Here is a 21158-nt window from a genome sequence, read left to right on the forward strand (position 1 = left end):
GCCCGCGGACGGTGGCGCAATGCAATGAGGCACCGGTATGATACGGGCGGCGCGCGGTCCCGGCGCAAAAACCGTGTGCGGGTTTTCCCACCCTGAATCACTGTCTTCTCCCGTCTTTGGATGGCTTCCTAATGCGAATTAGGCCTGTTCTCCTCGCGTTCTCGCTGTTGGCCGCCGGCGCGGTCAGCGCGCCCGCACACGCCGACTGCTATGACGAGGCGGCCAGATACCAGAAGGTCAATCCGCTGATCCTGCGGGCGATCGCGTGGCAGGAATCCCACAACACACCCGACGCGATCAACCGGAATGCGAACGGATCGACCGATTACGGGATCATGCAGATCAACTCGATCCACCTGTCCCGGCTCGCCCAATACGGCATCACGAAAGACACGCTGATGCAGCCGTGCAAGAACGTCTACATCGCCGCCTGGCACCTGCGCCAGAAAATGAACAAGTACGGCAACACCTGGGCCGCGATCGGCTCCTACCATTCGGAAACGCCGTCGCTGCGAGACAAGTACGCAAGGCAAATCGCCGCGATCCTGTCGAAATGGCGGCTGCTGCCGGAAGAGAACGAGCCGCACTGAAAGCGTGAAGCCGGCGGATTCGCCTGGATTTGGTTCGGCGCGCCGAGCCGCTTCGACGCATCGCGGCGCATGGTTTCCCGGTGCGGCCGCCACCGCGGCGACCTGACTTTCCGTCTCTCCTGAACCCGTGCCCGGCACCGCGCCGCGTGTTGCCGCCGATCCGGTTGGTCGCGGTTCATCACGCTCCGTCGCGGGCCACCAGACACCGGTGACATTCGTTGCGCCGCGCACGCCGCCGTCCACCGGCGCCGCCGCGGCGGCCCGATGCGCGCGACGGTTTTCCCGTTTGATGCACAATGTGCGGCATTCGCGCCGCCGCGCCCGGGCCGCCGACGGTTGCCGGGCACCGGCGGCGCCGCTTCCGTCAATTTCCCTGGGACCGCACCGCCATGAACTCGCCGCTGCCCGTCACCGTGCTGTCCGGCTTCCTCGGCGCCGGCAAGACCACGCTGCTGAACCACGTCCTCGCGAACCGCGAGGGCCTGCGGGTGGCCGTGATCGTCAACGACCTCGCCAACGTCAACATCGACGCGTCGCTCGTCAAGGACGCGGCCGACCTGTCGCATGTCGAGGCGCGGTTCATCGAGATGTCGAACGGCTGCCTCTGCTGCACGCTGCGCGACGATCTGCTCGTCGAGATCCGCCGGCTCGCCGCCGGGCGCGCCGAGCGTCCGCTCGACGCGATCCTGGTCGAATCGACCGGCATCGCCGAGCCGATGCCGATCGCCGAAACCTTCTCGTTCGTCGACGACGACGGCGTCGCGCTCGAGGACGTCGCGCGGCTCGACACGATGGTCACCGTGGTCGACGCGTTCAATTTCCTGCGCGACTACGGCTCCGACGAGGGCCTCGCCGATCGCGGCCTCGTCAGCGGCGACGAGGACGACCGCACGCTGGTGGAGCTGCTGATCGAGCAGATCGAGTTCTGCGACGTGCTGGTGATCAACAAGGCCGACCTCGTCGACGCCGACCAGCTCGCGCGGCTGCAACGGATCCTCGCGAGCCTCAATCCGCGTGCACGGCAGGTGGTGAGCCGCTTCGGCGAGGTGCCGATCGCCGAGGTGATCGATACCGGGCGCTTCGATTTCGAAGCGGCGGCGAATGCGCCCGGCTGGCTCGCCTCGCTCGAGCATCGCCACGATCGCGATCACGATGGCGGCGCCGATCACGCGCACGGCACGCCCGACGAATTCGGCATCGGCAGCTTCGTCTATCGCGCGCGGCGGCCGTTCCATCCGCAACGTTTCTGGACGCTGCTGCACGAGGAATGGCAGGGCGTGCTGCGCAGCAAGGGCTTTTTCTGGCTCGCGACGCGCCACGACATCGGCGGCTCGCTGTCGCAGGCGGGTGGCGTCTGCCGGCACGGACCGGCCGGACTCTGGTGGGCCGCGCAGGATCGCGCGGAATGGCCCGAGGACGATCCCGCGCTGCTCGACGAGATTGCCGCCGACTGGCATGGCGAGCCCGACGACACCACGATCGGCGACCGCCGCCAGGAGCTGGTGCTGATCGGCATCGGCCTCGACTCCGACGCGTGGCGCGCGAAATTCGATGCGTGCCTGCTCGACGATGCCGAATACGCGGCGGGCGAAGCGGCCTGGCGCGCGCTGCCCGATCCGTTCCCGGCCTGGGACCTCGACGAACACGATCACGATGACGAGCACCACCACGACCATCACGACCATCACGACGGCCATCACGGTGACGACGGTGACGACGAAATCGTCCATCGCCACTGAGCATGATCGCCGCGCGCGACGCACCGCGCACGGCCGGTTGAAGACTGTGAAGCTTCGTCAAGACGGCCGCGCCGGTCGCGAAACCGCCGCGACGGCGACGCCGGCCACCGGCCGCATGGACGAAAAAAAACCCGCCGACAGGCGGGTTTTTCGCTCACAAGCGCGTCGCTCAGCGCTTGTTCACTGCATCCTTGAATGCCTTGCCAGCCGTGAACTTGACGGTCTTGGCTGCCGGAATCTTGATGGTTTCGCCCGTCTTCGGGTTGCGGCCGGTACGTGCTGCACGCTTACCCGAACCGAAGCTGCCGAAGCCGATCAACTGAACCGCGTCGCCTTTCGACACGGCCTTCTTGATCACCTCGAGGAGCGTGTCCAGCGTTTCGCCGGTTTGAGCCTTGCTGGCGCCCGTCTGTGCGGCGACGGCGTCGATCAGTTCCTGTTTGTTCATTAAGGTTCCTTTCTCAGGTTAAGTTGACACGAACAGCGCAGACGCGCCGATTATACGTGCGCAAGCCGTTGCAACGCAGTTCGCGGCGACGGCAGGGCGCACTCGGTGCGCGCCGCGCCTCGTACCTGCGGGTGAGCCCTGAGGCGCTTCCGCAGTACGGCGCTTGCTATGATAGCGCAGCGCAAACCCAATAACGACAAGGGTTTCAAAGATTTTCATCCGGATTTCGCCGGATCTCCGAGCCGTCGCCCGCATTTTTGCCGCGTGGCCACCAACGTTGTCAAGCATGCGGCGCCGCCGCTTCGCAATGACGTTGGTTTTTGCCAACGCCCAGGCGGGGCGGGCCTCCGGCGGCGTCAACCGGCTTTTTCGAATAGTTCGCATGACCGACCGAATCGTTCCCGCCTCGCTCGTATTCCGTGACGACGGCACGCTCGTCTCGCCCGCCTACGGCGACATCCATCACAGCGCGGCCGGCGCGCTGGCCCAGGCGGAGCACGTATTCCTGCACGGCAACGGACTGCCGGAACGCTGGCGCGGCCGGCGCTGCTTCACGATCGTCGAGACCGGCTTCGGCATCGGCTGCAACTTCCTCGCGACCTGGGCCGCATGGCGCGCCGATCCGGCGCGCGGCGAACGGTTGCATTTCGTGTCGATCGAAAAGCATCCGTTCTCGCGAGAAGACCTGCGCGCGGCAGCCGCCCATCTCGTTGCTCACGCAACGACTGATGCGAAATCCTTCGCATTGCTGATCGATTCGCTCGTCGATGCGTGGCCGATGCTCACGCCCGGTCTGCATCGTCTCGAATTCGACGAAGGGCGCGTGGTGCTGACGCTCGCGTTCGGCGACGCGCTCGCACTGCTGCCCTCGCTCGTGCTGCGCGCCAATGCGTTTTATCTCGATGGTTTCGCGCCGACGAAGAACACCGGGCCCTGGTCCGTGGAGATGTTCCGCGCGCTCGCGAAGCTGGCTGACGAAGCCGCGACGTTCGCCACCTACACCAGCGCCGGCGACGTGAAACGCGCGCTCGAGGCGGCCGGTTTCGCGTGGCGCAAGGTGGACGGTTTCGCCGGCAAGCGCGCGATGCTGGCCGGCGAGTTCGCGCCGCGCTGGAAGGTGCGGCGCCATGAGCCGCCGCGCGCAGCCGAGGTCGCGACGCGCGATGCGATCGTGATCGGCGCGGGCCTGGCCGGCTGCGCGCTCGTCGAGCGATTGAGCGCGCGCGGCTGGCACGTCACGCTGATCGAGCGTCACGCGCGGCCGGCCAGCGAGGCGTCGGGCAATCCCGCCGGCGTGTTTCATCCGCTGATCGCGCGCGACGACAATTTCGGCGCGCGGCTGTCGCGCGCCGGCTATCTCTATGCGCTGTCGCGCTGGCGCGCGCTCGAAGCGGCCGGCCATGACTTCGCGCGCAGCCGCGACGGCCTGCTGCAGCTGGCCTGCGACGACGACGAATTCGCCCGCATGCAGGCGGCCGCCGACGCGCTCGCGATGCCGGAATCACTCGCCGTGCTGATGTCGCGCGACGCGGCGGCCGCGCGCCTGGGCAGCGAGGTCGCGCACGGCGGCTGGTGGTATCCGCAGGCCGGCTCGCTCGATCCGGCCGCGCTCGCGCAAGCGTGGTGCGCCGCGGCGGGCGAGCGGCTCACGCGGCTGGCCGACATCGAGGTGGCCCGGCTCGCGCCGCGCGAGGGCGGCGGCTGGCTCGCGCTCGACGCGGCCGGCAACACGCTGGCGAGCGCCGCGATCGCGATCGTCGCTAACGCGGCCGACGCGCCGCGCGTCGCCGGCCTGCGGCATGCGCCGGTGCAGCGCGTGCGCGGCCAGCTGACGATGCTGCCGCCCGGCGTCGCCCCGGCGGTCACGATGCCCGCAATCGGTGACGGCTACCTGATCCCGTTTGCCGACGGCACGCTGCTGACCGGCGCGACCTACGAGCCCGACGCTACGGATTCCGAACTATGCGAAGCCGGCCACCGGGAAAATCTCGCGCGGCTCGCGACGCTGCTGCCGCGCTTCGACGCCGCGACCAACGCGGTCGATACGTCCGGTGCGCGACTCGACGCCGGAACGCTCAGCGGACGCGTCGCGTTCCGCTGCGTCGCCAGCGACCGCCTGCCGATGGCCGGCGCGCTCGGCGACGAAACCGCCGCCGCGGCCGACGCGCGAAGCCTGGCGGGCGCGCAGGCGCGCGACCTGCCGCGCGCGGCCGGCCTCTACGGCGCGTTCGGTTTCGGCTCGCGCGGCTTCGTCTGGGCTTCGCTCTGCGCCGAGCTGATCGCCTCGCAGATCGAGGGCGAACCGTGGCCGGTCGAACGCGAACTGGCCGAGGCGATCGATCCCGCGCGTTTCCTGCTGCGCGCGCTGCGCCAGGGCCGCGCCGGCTGAATCGGTCCGCCGATCCGCCATGAGGGAAGCGGCACGTGCTGCCTCCCTTATTGCTTCAATTTGTCCCGCCTTTCACCTTTTTACCTGTTGCCGCCACCGGCGGACGTGCCCTGAGCGCGTCCGCCGCGCCTCCGATCGTTTCCCACCGTCGTCAGCCAGCCGGGCAGGGCACAGGTTTTTATCCACCGGAATCTGTGGATAAGCGCGCGGATTGCCTGCGAATTCTCTGTGCAACCACAGTGGACGTAAACGGGGTAACTCGGGCTCGCTGCACAGGAGGGCAAAAGTTGTTCTGTGAATCCCTGTGGGTCCGCACAGTCTGTGCGACCGTTTACGCATTTCTCAAACCGTTGAATTTTCAGTGTTTACAGCAGTTATCCACAGAAAGCCCGTGCCCTTGTTAACTTCTACTACGTATACATACAGGTAAACCTATAAAACCGAACGGCAGCGCATCGGCCAGCCGGCCAGGCCCCCGGAGAAATACGATCCGGAGCGAAATAGATGTGGCACAATCGAACACCTTCGCGCCACCCCGGTCCGTTATCGGGGCGGCACCCCTGGAACAGTTCGTGCGTATCAGAATCCGAGGATGAGAGATCGCGCTGTTTCCGTCACACCTCAGGCCGACGTCCAGATCGGCCATGGCCCGAGCGGCATGTCAGTCAGCCGCGAATCGGGCTGCCCCGCGTCCTGAAGCCTTAGACCAGCGAATCCTCACGACGGGGCGACCACAGCCAGCCAGCGCGCGCCAACTCGTTCGAGATGCTCGACCCTGCGTCGCTGCCGGTTGTCTTCGAATAAGGAGCAGTCACCACGATGAAGTCGGCATTCTCGTTTCTACCGAATTGGCCGTTCGTGCCCGACGCCGTGTTCTGGGCCGGCATTGCGCTGTTCGCGGCGGGCCTGTGCGGCGAACTGTGTTATCGCGCCTGGCGTCTGCCGCGCGTGACCGGCTACGGCGTGATCGGCCTGATCGCGGGCTCGGCCGGGTTCGGCGCGATCGACGCGAGCACCAGCGACACCGCGCGCCTCTTGATCAACGTCGCGCTGGGCCTGCTGCTGTTCGAGCTGGGTAGCCGGCTCGACCTGCGCTGGATCCGGCGCAACCCCTGGCTGATCGCGAGCAGCGTGGCCGAGGCGGTGCTGACCTTCGCGCTGGTGCTGACCGTGCTGCTGGTGCTCGGCGTGCCGGCGATGGTGTCGATCGTGCTGGCGGCGATCGCGGTGGCCACCTCGCCCGCCATGGCGATCCAGCTGAAGACCGAACTGCGCGCGGAAGGGCAGGTGTCGCAGCGGCTGCTGACGCTCACCGCGCTCAACAGCGTCTACTCGGTGGTGCTGACCAAGCTGCTCACCAGCTGGCTGCATCAGGAGGAATACGGCAATGTGTTCGCCACCATCCTGCAGCCCGTCTACCTGATCGCCGGTTCGCTGATCCTCGCCTACCTGCTCGCGCGCGCCTGCAACTACCTGTTCCGCCACATCGCCCCGGTGATGCGCGACGAGCACTCGTTCGTCGCGCTGTTCGGCCTGGTCGTGCTGGCCATCGCGATCGCCCAGGCGCTCAAGCTCTCCACCGTGCTCACGCTGCTCTTGGCCGGCATCATCGTGAAGAACCTCGAGGTGCGCCCGCAGCTCTGGCCCGAGCACTTCGGCACCGCCGGCTGGCTGCTGACCGTGATTCTGTTCGTGCTGACGCTGACCTCGTTCAGCTGGCACGACCTCGCCGCGGGCGGCCTGATCGCGATCGTGCTGATCGTCACGCGGATCGTGGCGAAGCTGATCGGGGTGGTGGCGTTCGCGAAGAAGAGCGGCATCGGCGTGAAGCAGGGCGTGGCGCTCGGCCTGTCGCTCGCGCCCATGTCGGCGCTCGCCTACCTGCTCGTCGACGATACTTATCAGCTCTATCCCAACTTCGATCCGCATCTGCGCTCGGCCGTGCTCTGCGCGATCGTGATCCTGCAGATCGTCGGACCGCTGTTCGTCTACCGCAGCCTGTCGGCCGTCGGCGAACGACGCGACGAGAGCTGACCGGCGCCGCCCTTGCGCGGCGGCGTCCCACCCGTTATCCGGAATTCGCCATGGCACTCGAAACCTTCAACAATTCCGAGCCGTTCACGTTCGGCGTCGAGCTGGAAATCCAGATCGTCAACACCCACAACTACGACCTGACCAAGGCCGCCTCCGACCTGATGCGGCTGGTCGAGAACGAATCGCATCCCGGCAACATCACGCCGGAAATCACCGAGAGCATGATCGAGCTGTCGACCGGCATCTGCCATTCGCACGATCAGGCGCTCGGCGAGCTGCACGCGATTCGTGACGTGCTCGTGAAAGCGGCCGATCATCTGAACGTCGGGTTGTGCGGCGGCGGCACCCATACGTTCCAGCAGTGGAGCGACCGGCAGATCTACGACGCGCCGCGCTTCCAGTACCTGTCCGAGCTGTACGGCTATCTGGCCAAGCAGTTCACGGTGTTCGGCCAGCACGTCCACATCGGCTGCCCCGACGCGGACAGCGCGCTGTTCCTGCTGCATTCGATGTCGCGCTACATCCCGCACTTCATCGCGCTGTCGGCGTCCTCGCCCTACGTGCAGAACGTCGACACCGGGTTTCATTCGGCACGCCTGAATTCGGTGTTCGCGTTCCCGATGTCGGGCCGCGCGCCGTATACGCTGACCTGGGACGGTTTCGAGGAGTATTTCTCGAAGATGGTCAACACCGGCGTGGTCAACAGCATGAAGGACTTCTACTGGGACATCCGGCCGAAGCCCGGTTTCGGCACGATCGAGGTGCGCGTGATGGACACGCCACTGTCGGTCGACCGCGCGGCCGCGATCGCCTGCTACATCCAGACCCTCGCGCGCTACCTGCTGCTCGACAAGCCGCTCACGCTGTCCGAGGACGATTACCTGGTCTACACCTTCAACCGCTTCGAGGCCTGCCGCTTCGGGCTGGACGGCACCTGCGTGAACCCGCAGACGGGCGAGCGCCGTACCATCGCCGAGGACATCCTCGCCACGCTCGACCGGCTCGCGCCGCACGCGGCCGCGCTCGGCTCGCGCGCGGCGCTCGACGAGATCGGTTCGCTGGCCCGGGCGCGCGTGAACGACGCCTCATGGCTGCGCACCGTTTTCAAACAGGAAAAATCGCTGAACGAGACGGTCCGCCAGCAGTGCCTGCGCTGGCGCGAATGAAAAAGACTATTTCCCGCGCCGGTGGCACTGGTCGAATTGCCATCGATCAGCCGGCCGGCGCGAACAAACATAGTAGTCGCAAACAATTGCCGATCCGCCGCTGTGGATAACCATAGGTTTACGTGCAAAGTCAAAGGCCTGGGATGATTCTCCGGGGCGCCGCGCCGGCCCGCCAGCGTGAAATTGTTTGTCGAATGAAAGCGTGGCGGCGGCCGTACATGAGATTCGTTACTGAAAAGCACAGCGAAAACACTCGCTTATCCCGCGTTTATCCACAGACTTATTTGGATAACTTAGCTGTGCGATTTTCCGCTCTCGCTTAGAATGTCGGCTTTGCGATCGACGGCACCGGATAGTGCCGCGCTCGCATGCCGGTTCGTGGCGAATCAGGTCACGGTGAACGGGCGTCGGTGCGCCGTTCCGGGTACTGCATTTTGATGACAGAGACCGGACACGGATCTCCCCACAAAGGCCGTCGGATGGATCCGAGGCCGGCAACAGCGAAAAGACTATGAGCGAAGGCGTTTACGGGAACGAGGCGGCGGGTCGTGTGACCCACAGCCTGTTGCGATTAAGTACGGCCATGCGGAGCCAGGCATGGGATTGGGCGGAAGGTGCCGGCTTGACGCCGACGCAGGGCGAGATCCTGGTGCTGCTGCTCCAGCGCAGGGGGCCGATGCGGCTCGGTGAGATCGCACGCGAAACCCAGCTCACCGCGGCTACCACCAGCGATGCGGTCAGCACGCTCGAGGGCAAGGGCCTGGTGGAAAAGCGTCGCGCGCTCGACGACGGCCGTGCGCTCGCGGTGCGCCTGAGCGCCCGCGGCCGTACCGCGGCGAAGAAGGCGCTGCAATGGCCGGATTTCCTGTCGAAGGCGGTCGGCGTGCTCGGCAACGACGAGCAGGGCGCGCTGTACCGCTCGCTGCTGAAGGTGCTGCGCGAGCTGCAGGTGGCCGGCGAGGCGCCCCAGCACCGCATGTGCGTGACCTGCAAGCATTTCCAGCCCGGCAAGTCGGTCAGGAAGCCGTCGTACCGCTGCTCGCTGCTCGATCTGACGATGGCCGACAGCGACCTGCGCCTCGACTGCTCGGTGCATGAGGAAGCCGATGCGCTGACGCAGAAGAAGACCTGGAAGGTTTTCGCGCAGCTGTAAATTCGCCGCGCGTGGCGCGTCAGACGGAGTCTGGTTGATGAATGCAGAAGTCGTAGCGATCCGCCACGTTCACTTCGAGGATCTCGGCAGCTTCGAGCGCGTGCTCGGGGAACGCGGCCGGCGCGTGCGTTACGTCGACGTCGGCACGTCGCGCGTCGAGGTGCTCGACGCCTGCGGGCCGTCGCTGCTGGTGGTGCTGGGCGGCCCGATCAGCGCCTACGACGACGCGCTCTATCCGACCACCGCGCCGCTCGTCGAACTGATCCGCCGGCGCATCGACGCCGGGCTGCCCACGCTCGGGATCTGCCTCGGCGCGCAGCTGATCGCGCGTGCGCTCGGCGCGCGCGTCTACGCCGGCAAGACCCGCGAACTCGGCTGGACCCCGCTCACGCTGACCGCGGCCGGCCAGGCCTCGCCGCTGCGCCATCTGGCGGGCACCGCCACCTCGATGCTGCACTGGCATGGCGATACCTTCGACCTGCCGCCCGGCGCGATCCACCTCGCCTCGACACCCGACTGCGCGCATCAGGCGTTCTCGTGGGGCCAGCATGTGCTCGCGCTGCAATGCCATCCCGAAGTGGCGGTCGAGCGCTTCGAGGCCTGGCTGATCGGCCATGCCGGCGAGATCGCCGCGACGCCCGGGGTGGATGCGCGGCAGCTGCGCGCCGACACCGCGCGCCACGGCCCGCAGCTGGAGCCGGCCGCCGCGCGGATGTTCGGCGAGTGGCTCGCCTCGGTCGGGCTCTGAGCGGAAACGCGGACGCTGCGGGGCCCGTTCCCTGCGCGCGGAAAATGTGGAAATATCGATCGGCACGCCTGGCGTGCCGTTTTTGTTTTCCCGTACCCATCGCGCGAACCGCCGGCGCGACCGGGCCGTGCGCGCCGTCAGCAGCGTTGCGCACCGCGTGCTAACCTCGTCCGCTCCCGTTCCCCCTTGTAGCGAGCCACACGAGATGAGCGCCCTGTTTTCCCCCCTGACGCTGCGCAGCCTGACGCTGCCGAACCGGATCGTCGTATCGCCGATGTGCCAGTATTCGGCCGAGCGCGGCGAGCCGACCGCCTGGCACACGATCCACCTTGGCCATCTCGCGCTGTCGGGCGCCGCGCTGCTTTGCACCGAAGCGGTGGCCGTCGAGCCGGACGGGCGCATCACGCCGGGCGATCTCGGACTGTGGGACGACGCGACCGAAGCCGCCTATGAGCCGCTGCTCGCCGCGATCCGCCGGCATTCGCCGATCCGCGTCGCGATGCAGATCGGCCACGCGGGGCGCAAGGCATCGAGCCGCTCGCCGTGGGAAGGCGGCTCGCAGATCGAGGTGGCCGATGGCGGCTGGCTGCCCCATGCGCCGTCGGCGGTGCCGCACAAGGACGGCGAGACGCCGCCGCTCGCGCTTGACGCGGCCGGGTTGAACCGGCTGCGGCGCGCGTTCGAGGCGACCGCGAAGCGTGCCGCGCGGCTCGGTATCGACGCGCTCGAGGTGCATGCCGCGCACGGCTACCTGCTGCACCAGTTTCTCTCGCCGCTCGCGAACCATCGCACCGACGAGTACGGCGGCTCGCTCGAGAACCGCCTGCGCTTTCCGCTCGAGATCTTCGAGATCGTGCGCGCGGCGTTTCCGGCCGAGCGGCCGGTGGGCGTGCGCGTGTCGGCCACCGACTGGGTCGACGGCGGCTGGACGCTCGACGAGACGATCGCGTTCGCGAAGGAACTGAAGGCGCGCGGCTGCGACTGGATCGACGTGTCCTCGGGCGGCGTCTCGCCGTTGCAGAAGATCCCGCTGTCGGCCGGCTACCAGGTGCCGTTCGCGCGCGCGGTGCGCCATGCGGTCGAGCTGACGACGTTCGCGGTGGGCCTCATCACCGAACCCGCGCAGGCCGAGAAGGTCATCGCCGACGGCGACGCCGATTGCGTGGCGCTGGCCCGCGCGATGCTCTACGACCCGCGCTGGCCGTGGCATGCGGCGGCCGAACTCGGTGCGACGGTGACGGCGCCGCCGCAATACTGGCGCTCGCAGCCGCGCGAACAAAAAGCGCTGTTCGGCGAGGTGTCGTTCGGCCAGCGTTGAGGTGTTCGCTCCGGGCGCACGGCCCGCGTTCGACGATGAATGACGATCAGTGACGGGCCGGCGGCGGCCCGTCCGCCGCCGCCGCGCGATGCACCGATCCGGTCGCGCGACACCTTCCCTGGCTCGAGCCGGCCGCATTCCGGCGATTTCGGCCCGTTTCCGCCGATTTCTTCACCGGATCTGTCGGGAAATCCACCGTTCCTGCACCTGATCGGTTGAACGAAGCATTGCCGAGCGTGTAGCATTCGGTTGATCCGTCGCGGGTGCGTGCCCGGACGTCCCCGCACGCGCGCGGCATCGCGCGCGTCGCTGAGCGAACCGCGCCGTGCTGGCCGCCGGTATCGCGCCATCCCATCGTCTTCACAAGGATTCATCGATGAGTTCACGCAGGATCGTGGTGCGCCGTTCCGGCGTTCACGGCAAGGGCGTATTCGCGGCCGCGCCGATCAAGGCGGGCGAGCGCGTGGTCGAATACAAGGGCGAGCGGATCTCCTGGAAGGAGGCGCTGCGCCGCCATCCGCACGACCCGAACGATCCGAATCACACGTTCTATTTCGCGCTCGAAGAAGGCGGCGTGATCGATGGCAAGGTCGACGGCAACAGCGCGCGCTGGATCAACCACTCGTGCGCGCCGAACTGCGAGGCCGAGGAAACCGCGGGCCGCGTACACATTCACGCGCTACGCGACGTCGAGGCCGGCGAGGAGCTGTTCTACGACTACGGGCTCGTGATCGACGCGAAGCTGACCAGGCAGCTGAAGCGCGACTACGCCTGCCATTGCGGCGCGAGCACCTGCCGCGGCACGATGCTGGCCGTCAGCGACGAGTCCGACAAGAAGAAAAAGAAGAAGGCCCGCAAGGACGGCAAGGGCGAGAAAGCCGCGAAGGCCGATAAGGCCGACCGCAAGGACAAGGACGGCAGGAAGAAGAAATGAGGCCGCGGCGGGCGCGATCCGCTGCGTGAGAGCGATCGCGCCGGCCGCCATTGCGGCGGCGTCCAGCCTCCGGGCTTCGACCCGGCCCCCGGTGCCGTCAGGCGTGCAGCGTCGAGGGTTCGGACGCGTTGGGCGCCGCATCGGCCGGCTTCGCGGCCAGCGGAATCCGCACGATGAAGCGCGAGCCGCCTTCGGGCGCATCGGCATAGAGCACGTCGCCGTCGTGCATCGCGACGATGTCGTGGACGATCGCGAGGCCAAGGCCCGCGCCCGTCTCCACGCCGTTGCCGCTTTGCGCGTCGCCGCGGAAGAAGCGCTTGAAGAGGTCCGCCTGCTGGCCCGGCGGCACGCCCGAGCCGTTGTCCTCCACCACGATCTCGCCGGCCTCGCGGCCATTGTCGAGCATCACCTGCGAAACGTTCACGGTGATCCGCGCGCCTTCGGGGCGGGCCAGCGGCACGTACTTCAGCGCGTTGTCGAGCAGGTTCGCGATCACCTCGCGCAACAGTACCGGATTGCCGCGCACCACCAGCGGCGGCACGCTGGCGAGATCGAAATCGTCGGGCGGCAGCTCGTCGTCGCCGGACTTCGCGCGATTCGCGATCGATTCGGCGCTGCCCGGATCGTCGCTGGTCTGGAAGCCGAGATCGACGTGCGCGGTCAGCGCGCGCGGCACCCATTCGGCGCCGGTCTCGAACGCGAGCGCGGCCAGATCGACGTCGACGAAGCGCGCGGCCTGTTCGCCCGGCTCGGCGCGCGCGAGCGACAGCAACTGGTTCGAGAGCCGCACCGCGCGGTCGGCGGCCGCGCGCAGCTCGTGGACGGCGGCCAGCGTTTGCTGCGGATCGCGCGCCACGGCGGCGTGTTCGGCATGCAGCTTCACGGCCGTCAGCGGTGTGCGCAGCTGGTGCGCGGCATCGGCGATGAACTTGCGCTGCGCGTCGAGCGCGGTCTTGAGCCGCCCGAGCAGCGCGTTCATCGCGCTCGTCAGCGGCCGGATCTCGAGCGGCACCTCGGTTTCATCGACGGGTTCGAGCGAGGTGTGGGTCTGCCGGTTCAGCGAATCGGCCAGGTGCGTGAGCGGCCCCAGCTGCTGGTTCACGACGCGCCAGACGATGCCCCAGCCGGCCAGCAGCAGCAACAGCAGCGGCATCATGATCGCGACCAGGAACTCGGCCGCGATCTGGTAGCGGTGGCGCACCGGCTGCGCCACCTCCACGATCATCGGGTTGCCGTCGTCGGTCTGCTCCACGCGCACCTGCGCGACGCGCACGGCCTGGCCTTCGTAGTCGGCCTCGAACACATACGCGTAATGCATGCGTCGCACGCTCGTGCCCTGCAGCGGCAGCTTCGGGTCGCCGGCCAGCTCGTGCTCGCCGTCGCTGATCCGGTAGATCAGCTGTTCGGCCGGGTCGGAGAACATCGCCTGCGCGAGCGGCGGCACCGTGAACGGCGCGTCGGGGCCGGCGATCTGGATCTGCTTCGAGATCGCGGTGGCGAGATCGGCGAGCGAGCGATCGATCACGTGCTGCGTGTATTGCCACGCGAGCCAGTAGGCGATCAGGCCGCTCATCAGCGCGAGCATCGACAGGGGCGCGGCGAGCCGCCTGAGCAGCGAGCGGCGCAGGCTGGTGGCGGCCGGTTCGGAGGACATCGCTTCAACCATCGAAAAAAGCAGCGCCCGGCCGGGGCCGGGCGAGACGTGGAACGTGCGGGCGCGGTGCGCCGTCTGGCGGTGCCCGGGCGACGCCGGGCGCGGCCTCAGACGCTCGCCGGCTGGCGGATTTCCTGCAGCAGGTAGCCGAAGCCGCGCACCGTGACGATTTCCACGCGGCACTGTTCGAGCTTCTTGCGCACGCGGTGGACGTAGACTTCGATCGCGGTGTCGCCGAGATCGCCGCCGAAGTGCGTCAGGTGGTCCTGCAGCTGCGCCTTGCTGACCACGCGGCCATGGCGCAGCAGCAGCATTTCGAGCACGGCGAATTCGCGCGGCGAGAGTTCGAGCGGCTTGTCGTCGTTGAAGATGCGGCGATCGACGCCCGACAGGCGCACGCCACCGAGCGAGACTTCCGGACGCGGCATGTCGCTGTGCGGGCCGCTGCGGCGCATCACCGCGCGAATGCGTGCCTCGAGCTCGGCCGGCTCGAACGGCTTCAGCATGTAGTCGTCGGCGCCGGAATTGAGGCCCTGCACGCGGTCGTTGAGTTCGTCGCGCGCGGTCAGCACGATCACCGGCGTGTGGCGATTCGTCTGGCGGAAGCGCGACAGCAGCGTCATGCCGTCGATGCCGGGCAGGCCCAGGTCGAGGATCACGAGTTCATGGCGATTCTGCGCGAGCGCCTGCTCGGCGAAAATGCCGTCGTGGACCATGTCGACGGTGAAGCCTGCTTGTTCGAGGCTGCTCTGGATGCCGCGTGCGATGGGGCGGTCGTCTTCGATGAGGAGGAGTCGCATGAGATTCGCTCAAGTACAATGGGTTGGCTGGGACATCACGACGCCGTTTCCAACAGCATGTCGCGTGGCCGACGACAGGCAAGGCGGCTAGCGAACGAAATTCCAACTATATGTCCGACATCTCGATCCACGAACTCGAAGCCGCGATCAATTTCTGGCGCGCCCGCTCACCGTCGAGCGGCGATGAACTCAAGCTGTGCGAAGAGGCGAGCGCGCTTTCCAAGCCGTATGCGTTGCTGATTGTACAGCGGCAAAGCGCGCTAAAACTGGAAGGTTTGGACCCCATTGCACGTCGTGCCTGGGAGTCTTACGCGCGCCTTAAGAACGGCTTGGAAAGCTGAAGGCTCGCGCCGTCAACCAGGTTCTGCATCAAGCAACGTGCGGCGGAGCCGAAGCGTTGACGTGGCCGCGGGTTTGTCCGCGGCCATTTGTTTTGCGGTTTGTTACGAGCGTGCGGCGAATCGAGAGCGGCGCGTGACGAGCGGGCCGTAACGAAGCGTGGAGTGGAGAGCGGATAGGAAAGCGGGCCGCATCGCGCCGGCGCGACGCGATGCGAAGACCGCGGGCCATGCATGGCCGAGGTGCCCGCGCGGGCAGGCCGTTCAGCCGAGCTGCGCGTGGGCGTCGCGGCCGACTTCGTCGATGAAGCGCGCGAGCTTGATGTCGCGTTCGGTGAGCCCGTTCGCGTCGTGTGTGGACAGCGTGATGTCGACGCGGTTGTAGACGTTGAACCACTCGGGATGGTGATCCATTTCCTGCGCCTTGATCGCCACGCGCGCCATGAAGCCGAACGCCGCGTTGAAATCGGCGAAGCGCAGGCTGCGCTGGATCGCGTCGCGGCCGGGCACGGCCGACCAGTGCGGCAGCGTCTCGAGTTGCGTCTTGCGTTCTTCTGATGTGAGTTTGTGGATCATGACAGTGCCCTCGTGTGCGGGTGACGCGCGCCCGGCCGCCGTCGCACGAACCTCGCGAAGCGGCGGCGCGCCATCGACACATTCTTTCATATTTGCCGCGGGACGGCGTTGATTCAGGAGCGGCCGGTGGTGTCGTCGTCGGCGGCCCAGCCTTCGCCGGTGCCGCGATGCAGGACCCGGTCGCCGGCCAGCACGGCGCCGGCCGGATGCTCGACGAGCCCGGCGAGCCGTTTGGCCAGCGCGCGCGCATCCACCTTCGCGAGCGCGAACAGCTGCTCGAAATCGTCGATCACGAAATAGGTCTTCTGGAACGTGTCGATGCGATAGGCGGTGCGCATCACGCGGTCGAGATCGAAGCCGATCCGGTTCGGCGCGTCGCTCTCGAGGCTGTAGACCGATTCGCCGCGGCTCGACACGATGCCGGCGCCGTAGATGCGCAGCTGGTCGGGGTCGTGCCGGCTGCGGATCAGGCCGAATTCCACCGTGTACCAGTAGAGCCGGCCCAGCAGCGACAACGCGAACGGATCGTCGGACACGGCCAGCGCGGCTTGGCCGTAGGCATGCATGTAGTCGGCGAACACCGGATCGATCAGCAGCGGCACGTGGCCGAACAGGTCGTGGAAGCAGTCCGGCTCCTGCAGGTAGTCGAGCTGGTCCGGGCGGCGCATCCACCAGGTGACGGGAAAGCGGCGATTCGCAAGGTGTGCGAAGAATACGTCGCCGGGCACGAGCCCCGGCACCGCGACGATCTCCCAGCCGGTGGCCGGCTTCAGCTGCCGGTTCACGTCCTCGAACGACGGCACGCGGTCGGCCGGCAGCGTGAGGCGTTTCATGCCGGCCACGAACGCGTCGGCCGCGCGGCCTTCGAGCAGCGCCGTCTGCCGCGCGTAGAGCTGCGACCAGACCGCATGATCGACGCGCGTATAGCGCTCGAGCGGCTGATCGATGGTGAAATCCGGGCGAGTCTCGAGACCCGCGTCGAACTGCTCCTGCAGCATCGCGGTGACGACGGTGGACATGGCTGGCTCTGAATGGCTGCGGTGACGATGCCTGCCAGTGTAGAGCGGGTAACGCGCGGGAAGGGCGCAATTTCGACGTCGAGAACCTGATTAATGCGATAATCTCGCATCAATGAATAAAATCACGCGGAGAATCTTCATGTTGGAACTCGACCACTTCGATCTGGCGCTGCTCGACGTGCTGCAGCGCTTCGGACGCGCGACCCACCAGCAGCTCGGCGAACAGGTGCCGCTATCGCCGTCGCAGATCGGCCGGCGCCTGCAGCGGCTCGAAGCGGCCGGCGTGATCGACGGCTATCGCGTGGTGCTGCGCCCGGAGCGGCTCGGGCTCGGCGTGACCGCGTTCACGAGCCTGAAGCTCAAGCATCATGGCGATTCGATCATCGAGCAGTTCCAGCAGCAGATCGACGTGCTGGCCGAGGTGCTCGAATGCCATGCGGTGGTGGGCGACGCCGACTATCTGCTGCGGATCGTGGCGCCGGACCTGAACGCGCTGTCGTCGTTCGTGATGAAGAAGCTGATGCGCGTGCCCGGCGTGGACAGCGTGCGCTCGAACATCGTGCTGACCACCTTCAAGCGCAACGGCCCGCTGCCGCTGTCGCATCTGGAGCCGGGCGCGGCGCCGGCCTGAGCCGGGCCTGGATGGCGGGCCGGGGCGGACGATGCGATTCCTTTCCGGGCCAGGCCAGGCCAGGCGGCTCAAGCGGCTCAAGCGGCCGTCGGCTCCTGCGCCAGCAGGTCGACGTAGGCTACCGCGACCAGATCCTCGCCCGCCACGCCGAGCTTCGCGAATACCTCGTGCGCCTCGGCTTCGCCGCCCGCTTCGTCGTCGTCCTCGGCCAGCACCACTTCGAGTTCGACGAAATCGCCGAGCCCGTCCACGCGGTCCAGGTGGATGCGCGTGCGGCCGGCCAGGTAGACGTGGCGCTCCTTCGTGACGATGCCGCGCGTGGTCAGCGCGGCGGCGAGCAGCGCATGCATTGCCTCCGGGTTCGTCACCGGGCTGCGCGTGTAGTACGACGCCTTCGGGCCGTCGCGATCGTCGCGCTGGTAGAAGATCAGCTCGGCCGGCGTGCCGTCTTCGAAGCGGCGCAGCTTGAGGCGGCCGCGCGGCACGTCGTAAAAGAAATCCTGCTGACGATAAAAGAGCGGTTCCTCGGTGGCGAGCGATGCCGCCTTGTCGCGCAGGCCGTCAAAGTCGCGGGCGCGAGCCTTGATCTCGATGTTGCGTGCCATGCCGTTCTCCTCAGTCTTGGCGATGCGAAATCGCTTGGGTTGGGTCAGCCAATCTAGCAAAAACTCGGCGACCGTGGCGTGACGCGCGCGCTTCGCTTCGCATGGCGCCGCGGTGCCGGCCGCATGCCGTGCGGTGATCGTGCGCGAAACGCCGGGTTCACCGTCGAAAAACGTACCACCTGTTGATAAGCCCGCGCAGACGCGGCCGGGGCCGCATGCAGGCGTCAGTCGGCCCACTGCGCCTCGACGAGCCGCAGCGCGGCCGCGATCGCGGGCTCCTCGCGGCGCGCGGCCAGCGTGACGAAGGTCAGCTCGGTCGGCACCGTGACCGGCTCGACGATCACGAGCGCATGCGCGTGCGCCTCGCGCAGCGCGATCGAATCGCGCGCCAGCGTGAGCCCGACGCCGGACTTCACGAGATCGAGCATCGACGGTTCCTGATCGACCTCGGCGACCTTCACCGGTTGCACGCCGGCCTCGGCGAAGCGCCGCGACAGCAGCCGGTGATGCGCCGACGAGGGCGGCGTCCAGATCCACGGCAGCGCCGCCAGCGCGCGCCAGTCGCGGGCGCGCTGCACGCGTTCCTTCCAGCCGGCCGGCGCGAGCACGCGATACTGGTAGCGGGTGAGCGTGCGGGTGTAAAACAGCGCACCGTGTTGTGGATCGTCGTCGTCGGGGCGGCCGATCGAATAGCCGACGTCGAGTTCGTGCGCGCGGACCGCGTCGCGCACCCAGCCCGACATGCCGTGCCGCAGTTCGGTCTCGAGCCGCGGATGGGTTTCCACGAGCTGCCTGAGAAAGCCGCCGAGCCGCAGGAATTCGGGATCGAGCACCGTGCCGATCCGCAGCCGGCCACGCACCTCCTGGCGCAGCGCGCTGGCCGCGCGCAACACCTCGCCGGCCGCCGACAACGCGCGTTCGGCGTGCGGCAGCAGCGCCTGCCCGTCGCGCGTCAGCACCAGGCCGCGCGAGCTGCGCGCGAACAGCACCACGCCGAGCACCTGCTGCAGATGCTTGATCTGCAGGCTGACCGCGGGCTGCGTGAGGCGCAGCTGCGCGGCGGCGCGCGTCAGGTTGCCTTCACGGGCCACCGCGGCGAAGGCGCGGAGCAGGATCAGATCCATCGAGCAACATTTGCCGGGCTTATGATGCGCTTGAGCATAACTCATTGGATCGCGAGCGCGCGGCACGGGTACGCTTCGATTCCATACCGGCCGGGCGACGCGTCCCGGTCCGACCATAACCGGACATAGCCCGGCCACCGATGCCGGGATGACATGGAAGGAGACGAATCGTGACATCCGAACGCACGCTCGAGGGCGAATTCGATTATGTGATCGTCGGCGCGGGTACCGCGGGCTGCGTGCTCGCGAACCGCCTCAGCGAAGATCCCGAGGTCTCGGTGCTGCTGCTCGAGGCGGGCGGCAAGGACGACTATCACTGGATCCACATTCCCGTCGGCTATCTCTACTGCATCGGCAACCCGCGCACCGACTGGCTCTACAAGACGCAGCCCGAGGCGGCGCTGAACGGCCGCGCGCTGTCGTATCCGCGCGGGCGCGTGCTGGGCGGCTCGTCGTCGATCAACGGCATGATCTACATGCGCGGCCAGCGCGAGGACTACGACGGCTGGGCCGAGCTGACCGGCGACGCGGGCTGGGCCTGGGACGCCGTGCTGCCGGTGTTCCGGCGCAGCGAGGACCACCACGGCGGCGGCAGCGACGCGCACGGCGCCGGCGGCGAGTGGCGCGTGGAGCAGCAGCGGCTGCGCTGGAAGATCCTCGACGCGTTCGCCGAGGCCGTGCAGCAGAGCGGCATCCCGGCCACCGACGATTTCAATCGCGGCGACAACAGCGGGGTCGGCTACTTCGAGGTGAACCAGAAGCGCGGCGTGCGCTGGAACGCGGCCAAGGCGTTCCTGCGCCCGGCGCTGTCGCGCACGAACCTGACCATCATCACGGGCGCGCAGGTCGAGCGGCTCGCGTTCGACGGCGCGCGCTGCGCCGGCGTCGAGTATCGCGGCGGCGGCCAGCCGTTCGTCGCGCGGGCGCGCGGCGAGGTGATCGTCGCGGCCGGCGCCGTCAATTCGCCGGCGCTGCTGGAACTGTCCGGGATCGGCGACGCGGCGCGGCTGCACGCGCTCGGCATCGAAGTGGTGCGCGACCTGCCCGGCGTGGGCGAGAACCTGCAGGACCACCTGCAGCTGCGCACGGCGTTTCGCGTGGCCGGCGTGCGGACCCTGAACACGCTGTCCGCGCACTGGTGGGGCAAGCTCTGGATCGGCGCCGAATACCTGCTGCGGCAGAGCGGGCCGATGTCGATGGCGCCGTCGCAGCTCGGCGTGTTCACGAAGTCCGATCCGCACGATCCGTCGATCACGCGCGCCGATCTCGAATACCACGTGCAGCCGCTTTCGCTCGACCGCTTCGGCGAGCCGCTGCACCGCTACGACGCGTTCACGGCCTCGGTCTGCAACCTGCGGCCGACCTCGCGCGGCAGCATCCACATCGATTCGCCCGATCCGTTCGCGGCGCCGCGCATCGCGCCGAACTATCTCGCCACCGAGGCGGACCGGCGCGTGGCCGCCAACGCGCTGCGCCTGACGCGGCGCTTCGCGGCCGCGCCCGCGCTCGCGCGCTACCGGCCCGACGAGGTGCTGCCGGGGCATCGTTACCAGACCGACGAGGAACTGGCGATCGCGGCCGGCGCGGTCGGCACCACCATCTTCCATCCGGTCGGCACCTGCCGGATGGGGCGCGCCGACGATCCGCGCGCCGTGCTCGACAGCCGGCTGCGCGTGCGCGGCGTCGACGGCCTGCGTGTCGTCGACGCCTCGGTGATGCCGACCATCACCTCGGGCAATACGAATTCGCCGACGCTGATGATCGCCGAGCGCGCGAGCGAGATGATTCGTGCCGACCGGCGCGCGGGGCAGGGGCGGCCCGACGCCGTGATCGCGCCTGCCGCGCAGGTTCACACCGACGCGCCGTCGCGCAGCGATACGGCCGCGGCCTGA

20 protein-coding genes are annotated in these 21158 nt (G+C 67.9%); 13 read left to right on the forward strand and 7 right to left on the reverse strand.

Annotation, left to right across the window (positions count from 1 at the left end; all coding sequences use genetic code 11):
- Positions 1–131 precede the first annotated feature (131 nt).
- Both BpN12_RS14710 and BpN12_RS14715 read left to right on the forward strand, forming a co-directional pair.
- Positions 132–590, forward strand: coding sequence for a lytic transglycosylase domain-containing protein (locus BpN12_RS14710; protein ID WP_246796332.1), 459 nt, complete (start codon positions 132–134; stop codon positions 588–590).
- A gap of 389 nt (positions 591–979) precedes the next feature.
- Positions 980–2329 carry a GTP-binding protein gene (locus BpN12_RS14715; protein ID WP_246796333.1) on the forward strand — a complete coding sequence of 450 codons (1350 nt, stop codon included), beginning with the start codon at positions 980–982 and terminating at the stop codon, positions 2327–2329.
- A gap of 169 nt (positions 2330–2498) precedes the next feature.
- On the opposite strand, the gene BpN12_RS14720 is transcribed toward BpN12_RS14715, so the two are convergent.
- The gene (locus tag BpN12_RS14720) at positions 2499–2777 is read right to left on the reverse strand and encodes an HU family DNA-binding protein (RefSeq protein WP_006401505.1); all 279 of its coding nucleotides are present in this window, start codon (positions 2775–2777) and stop codon (positions 2499–2501) included.
- 382 nt (positions 2778–3159) lie between these two features.
- Here BpN12_RS14720 and mnmC point away from each other — a divergent pair, with 382 nt between their 5' ends.
- The 8 genes from mnmC to BpN12_RS14760 all read left to right on the forward strand — a co-directional run bounded on the left by mnmC (position 3160) and on the right by BpN12_RS14760 (position 12519).
- Entirely contained in the window at positions 3160–5166 is a 2007-nt protein-coding gene (mnmC, locus tag BpN12_RS14725) for a bifunctional tRNA (5-methylaminomethyl-2-thiouridine)(34)-methyltransferase MnmC2/FAD-dependent 5-carboxymethylaminomethyl-2-thiouridine(34) oxidoreductase MnmC1 (protein WP_246797909.1), read from the forward strand.
- A gap of 819 nt (positions 5167–5985) precedes the next feature.
- Positions 5986–7200 carry a cation:proton antiporter gene (locus tag BpN12_RS14730; RefSeq protein ID WP_246796334.1) on the forward strand — a complete coding sequence of 405 codons (1215 nt, stop codon included), beginning with the start codon at positions 5986–5988 and terminating at the stop codon, positions 7198–7200.
- A 50-nt stretch (positions 7201–7250) separates the two neighbouring features.
- Positions 7251–8366 carry a YbdK family carboxylate-amine ligase gene (locus BpN12_RS14735; RefSeq protein WP_246796335.1) on the forward strand — a complete coding sequence of 372 codons (1116 nt, stop codon included), beginning with the start codon at positions 7251–7253 and terminating at the stop codon, positions 8364–8366.
- Positions 8367–8877: 511 nt separating this feature from the next.
- Positions 8878–9519: a MarR family winged helix-turn-helix transcriptional regulator gene (locus BpN12_RS14740; RefSeq protein ID WP_246796336.1), complete on the forward strand. Its 642-nt coding sequence runs from the start codon at positions 8878–8880 to the stop codon at positions 9517–9519.
- A 37-nt stretch (positions 9520–9556) separates the two neighbouring features.
- The gene (locus tag BpN12_RS14745) at positions 9557–10267 is read left to right on the forward strand and encodes a glutamine amidotransferase (RefSeq protein WP_246796337.1); all 711 of its coding nucleotides are present in this window, start codon (positions 9557–9559) and stop codon (positions 10265–10267) included.
- Positions 10268–10472: 205 nt separating this feature from the next.
- A complete protein-coding gene (locus BpN12_RS14750; RefSeq protein WP_246796338.1) occupies positions 10473–11585 on the forward strand; it encodes an NADH:flavin oxidoreductase/NADH oxidase in 1113 nt (370 codons plus the stop codon).
- A gap of 39 nt (positions 11586–11624) precedes the next feature.
- Positions 11625–11804, forward strand: coding sequence for a hypothetical protein (locus BpN12_RS14755; RefSeq protein WP_246796339.1), 180 nt, complete (start codon positions 11625–11627; stop codon positions 11802–11804).
- A gap of 157 nt (positions 11805–11961) precedes the next feature.
- A complete protein-coding gene (locus BpN12_RS14760; RefSeq protein WP_246796340.1) occupies positions 11962–12519 on the forward strand; it encodes an SET domain-containing protein in 558 nt (185 codons plus the stop codon).
- 97 nt (positions 12520–12616) lie between these two features.
- Here BpN12_RS14760 and BpN12_RS14765 read toward each other — a convergent pair whose 3' ends face one another.
- Positions 12617–14173 (reverse strand): sensor histidine kinase, encoded by a 1557-nt coding sequence (locus BpN12_RS14765; RefSeq protein ID WP_246796341.1) that lies wholly within the window; start codon positions 14171–14173, stop codon positions 12617–12619.
- A 107-nt stretch (positions 14174–14280) separates the two neighbouring features.
- Positions 14281–14973: a response regulator transcription factor gene (locus tag BpN12_RS14770; RefSeq protein WP_012734156.1), complete on the reverse strand. Its 693-nt coding sequence runs from the start codon at positions 14971–14973 to the stop codon at positions 14281–14283.
- Between the two features lie 110 nt (positions 14974–15083).
- Here BpN12_RS14770 and BpN12_RS14775 point away from each other — a divergent pair, with 110 nt between their 5' ends.
- Entirely contained in the window at positions 15084–15314 is a 231-nt protein-coding gene (locus BpN12_RS14775; RefSeq protein ID WP_080937041.1) for a DUF3717 domain-containing protein, read from the forward strand.
- 261 nt (positions 15315–15575) lie between these two features.
- On the opposite strand, the gene BpN12_RS14780 is transcribed toward BpN12_RS14775, so the two are convergent.
- Both BpN12_RS14780 and phhA read right to left on the reverse strand, forming a co-directional pair.
- A complete protein-coding gene (locus BpN12_RS14780) occupies positions 15576–15887 on the reverse strand; it encodes a 4a-hydroxytetrahydrobiopterin dehydratase (RefSeq protein ID WP_198250672.1) in 312 nt (103 codons plus the stop codon).
- Between the two features lie 113 nt (positions 15888–16000).
- Positions 16001–16906 (reverse strand): phenylalanine 4-monooxygenase, encoded by a 906-nt coding sequence (gene phhA / locus BpN12_RS14785; RefSeq protein WP_246796342.1) that lies wholly within the window; start codon positions 16904–16906, stop codon positions 16001–16003.
- Positions 16907–17045: 139 nt separating this feature from the next.
- Between phhA and BpN12_RS14790 the strand changes: the two genes are divergently transcribed.
- Complete coding sequence (locus tag BpN12_RS14790; protein WP_055137834.1) at positions 17046–17537, forward strand: Lrp/AsnC family transcriptional regulator; 492 nt, start codon at positions 17046–17048, stop codon at positions 17535–17537.
- 77 nt (positions 17538–17614) lie between these two features.
- Here BpN12_RS14790 and BpN12_RS14795 read toward each other — a convergent pair whose 3' ends face one another.
- Positions 17615–18142, reverse strand: a complete 528-nt coding sequence (locus BpN12_RS14795) for a class IV adenylate cyclase (RefSeq protein ID WP_246796343.1) — start codon at positions 18140–18142, stop codon at positions 17615–17617.
- Positions 18143–18366: 224 nt separating this feature from the next.
- Entirely contained in the window at positions 18367–19266 is a 900-nt protein-coding gene (locus BpN12_RS14800) for a LysR family transcriptional regulator (protein ID WP_246796344.1), read from the reverse strand.
- A 170-nt stretch (positions 19267–19436) separates the two neighbouring features.
- On the opposite strand from BpN12_RS14800, the gene BpN12_RS14805 reads away from it, so the two are divergent.
- Positions 19437–21158 carry a GMC family oxidoreductase gene (locus BpN12_RS14805; protein ID WP_246796345.1) on the forward strand — a complete coding sequence of 574 codons (1722 nt, stop codon included), beginning with the start codon at positions 19437–19439 and terminating at the stop codon, positions 21156–21158.

This window comes from Burkholderia perseverans (genome assembly GCF_022870505.1).
GTDB lineage: Bacteria > Pseudomonadota > Gammaproteobacteria > Burkholderiales > Burkholderiaceae > Burkholderia > Burkholderia plantarii.

Coding starts and splice junctions, on each gene's coding strand:
- phhA (WP_246796342.1), bottom strand. CDS start 16,906: ATGTCCACCGTCGTCACCGCGATGCTGCAGGAGCAGTTCGACGCGGGT.
- BpN12_RS14775 (WP_080937041.1), top strand. CDS start 15,084: ATGTCCGACATCTCGATCCACGAACTCGAAGCCGCGATCAATTTCTGG.
- BpN12_RS14760 (WP_246796340.1), top strand. CDS start 11,962: ATGAGTTCACGCAGGATCGTGGTGCGCCGTTCCGGCGTTCACGGCAAG.
- BpN12_RS14735 (WP_246796335.1), top strand. CDS start 7,251: ATGGCACTCGAAACCTTCAACAATTCCGAGCCGTTCACGTTCGGCGTC.
- BpN12_RS14730 (WP_246796334.1), top strand. CDS start 5,986: ATGAAGTCGGCATTCTCGTTTCTACCGAATTGGCCGTTCGTGCCCGAC.
- BpN12_RS14750 (WP_246796338.1), top strand. CDS start 10,473: ATGAGCGCCCTGTTTTCCCCCCTGACGCTGCGCAGCCTGACGCTGCCG.
- BpN12_RS14745 (WP_246796337.1), top strand. CDS start 9,557: ATGAATGCAGAAGTCGTAGCGATCCGCCACGTTCACTTCGAGGATCTC.
- BpN12_RS14755 (WP_246796339.1), top strand. CDS start 11,625: ATGACGATCAGTGACGGGCCGGCGGCGGCCCGTCCGCCGCCGCCGCGC.
- BpN12_RS14770 (WP_012734156.1), bottom strand. CDS start 14,973: ATGCGACTCCTCCTCATCGAAGACGACCGCCCCATCGCACGCGGCATC.
- BpN12_RS14800 (WP_246796344.1), bottom strand. CDS start 19,266: ATGGATCTGATCCTGCTCCGCGCCTTCGCCGCGGTGGCCCGTGAAGGC.
- BpN12_RS14795 (WP_246796343.1), bottom strand. CDS start 18,142: ATGGCACGCAACATCGAGATCAAGGCTCGCGCCCGCGACTTTGACGGC.
- BpN12_RS14710 (WP_246796332.1), top strand. CDS start 132: ATGCGAATTAGGCCTGTTCTCCTCGCGTTCTCGCTGTTGGCCGCCGGC.
- BpN12_RS14740 (WP_246796336.1), top strand. CDS start 8,878: ATGAGCGAAGGCGTTTACGGGAACGAGGCGGCGGGTCGTGTGACCCAC.
- BpN12_RS14765 (WP_246796341.1), bottom strand. CDS start 14,173: ATGTCCTCCGAACCGGCCGCCACCAGCCTGCGCCGCTCGCTGCTCAGG.
- BpN12_RS14780 (WP_198250672.1), bottom strand. CDS start 15,887: ATGATCCACAAACTCACATCAGAAGAACGCAAGACGCAACTCGAGACG.
- BpN12_RS14720 (WP_006401505.1), bottom strand. CDS start 2,777: ATGAACAAACAGGAACTGATCGACGCCGTCGCCGCACAGACGGGCGCC.
- BpN12_RS14715 (WP_246796333.1), top strand. CDS start 980: ATGAACTCGCCGCTGCCCGTCACCGTGCTGTCCGGCTTCCTCGGCGCC.
- BpN12_RS14790 (WP_055137834.1), top strand. CDS start 17,046: ATGTTGGAACTCGACCACTTCGATCTGGCGCTGCTCGACGTGCTGCAG.
- mnmC (WP_246797909.1), top strand. CDS start 3,160: ATGACCGACCGAATCGTTCCCGCCTCGCTCGTATTCCGTGACGACGGC.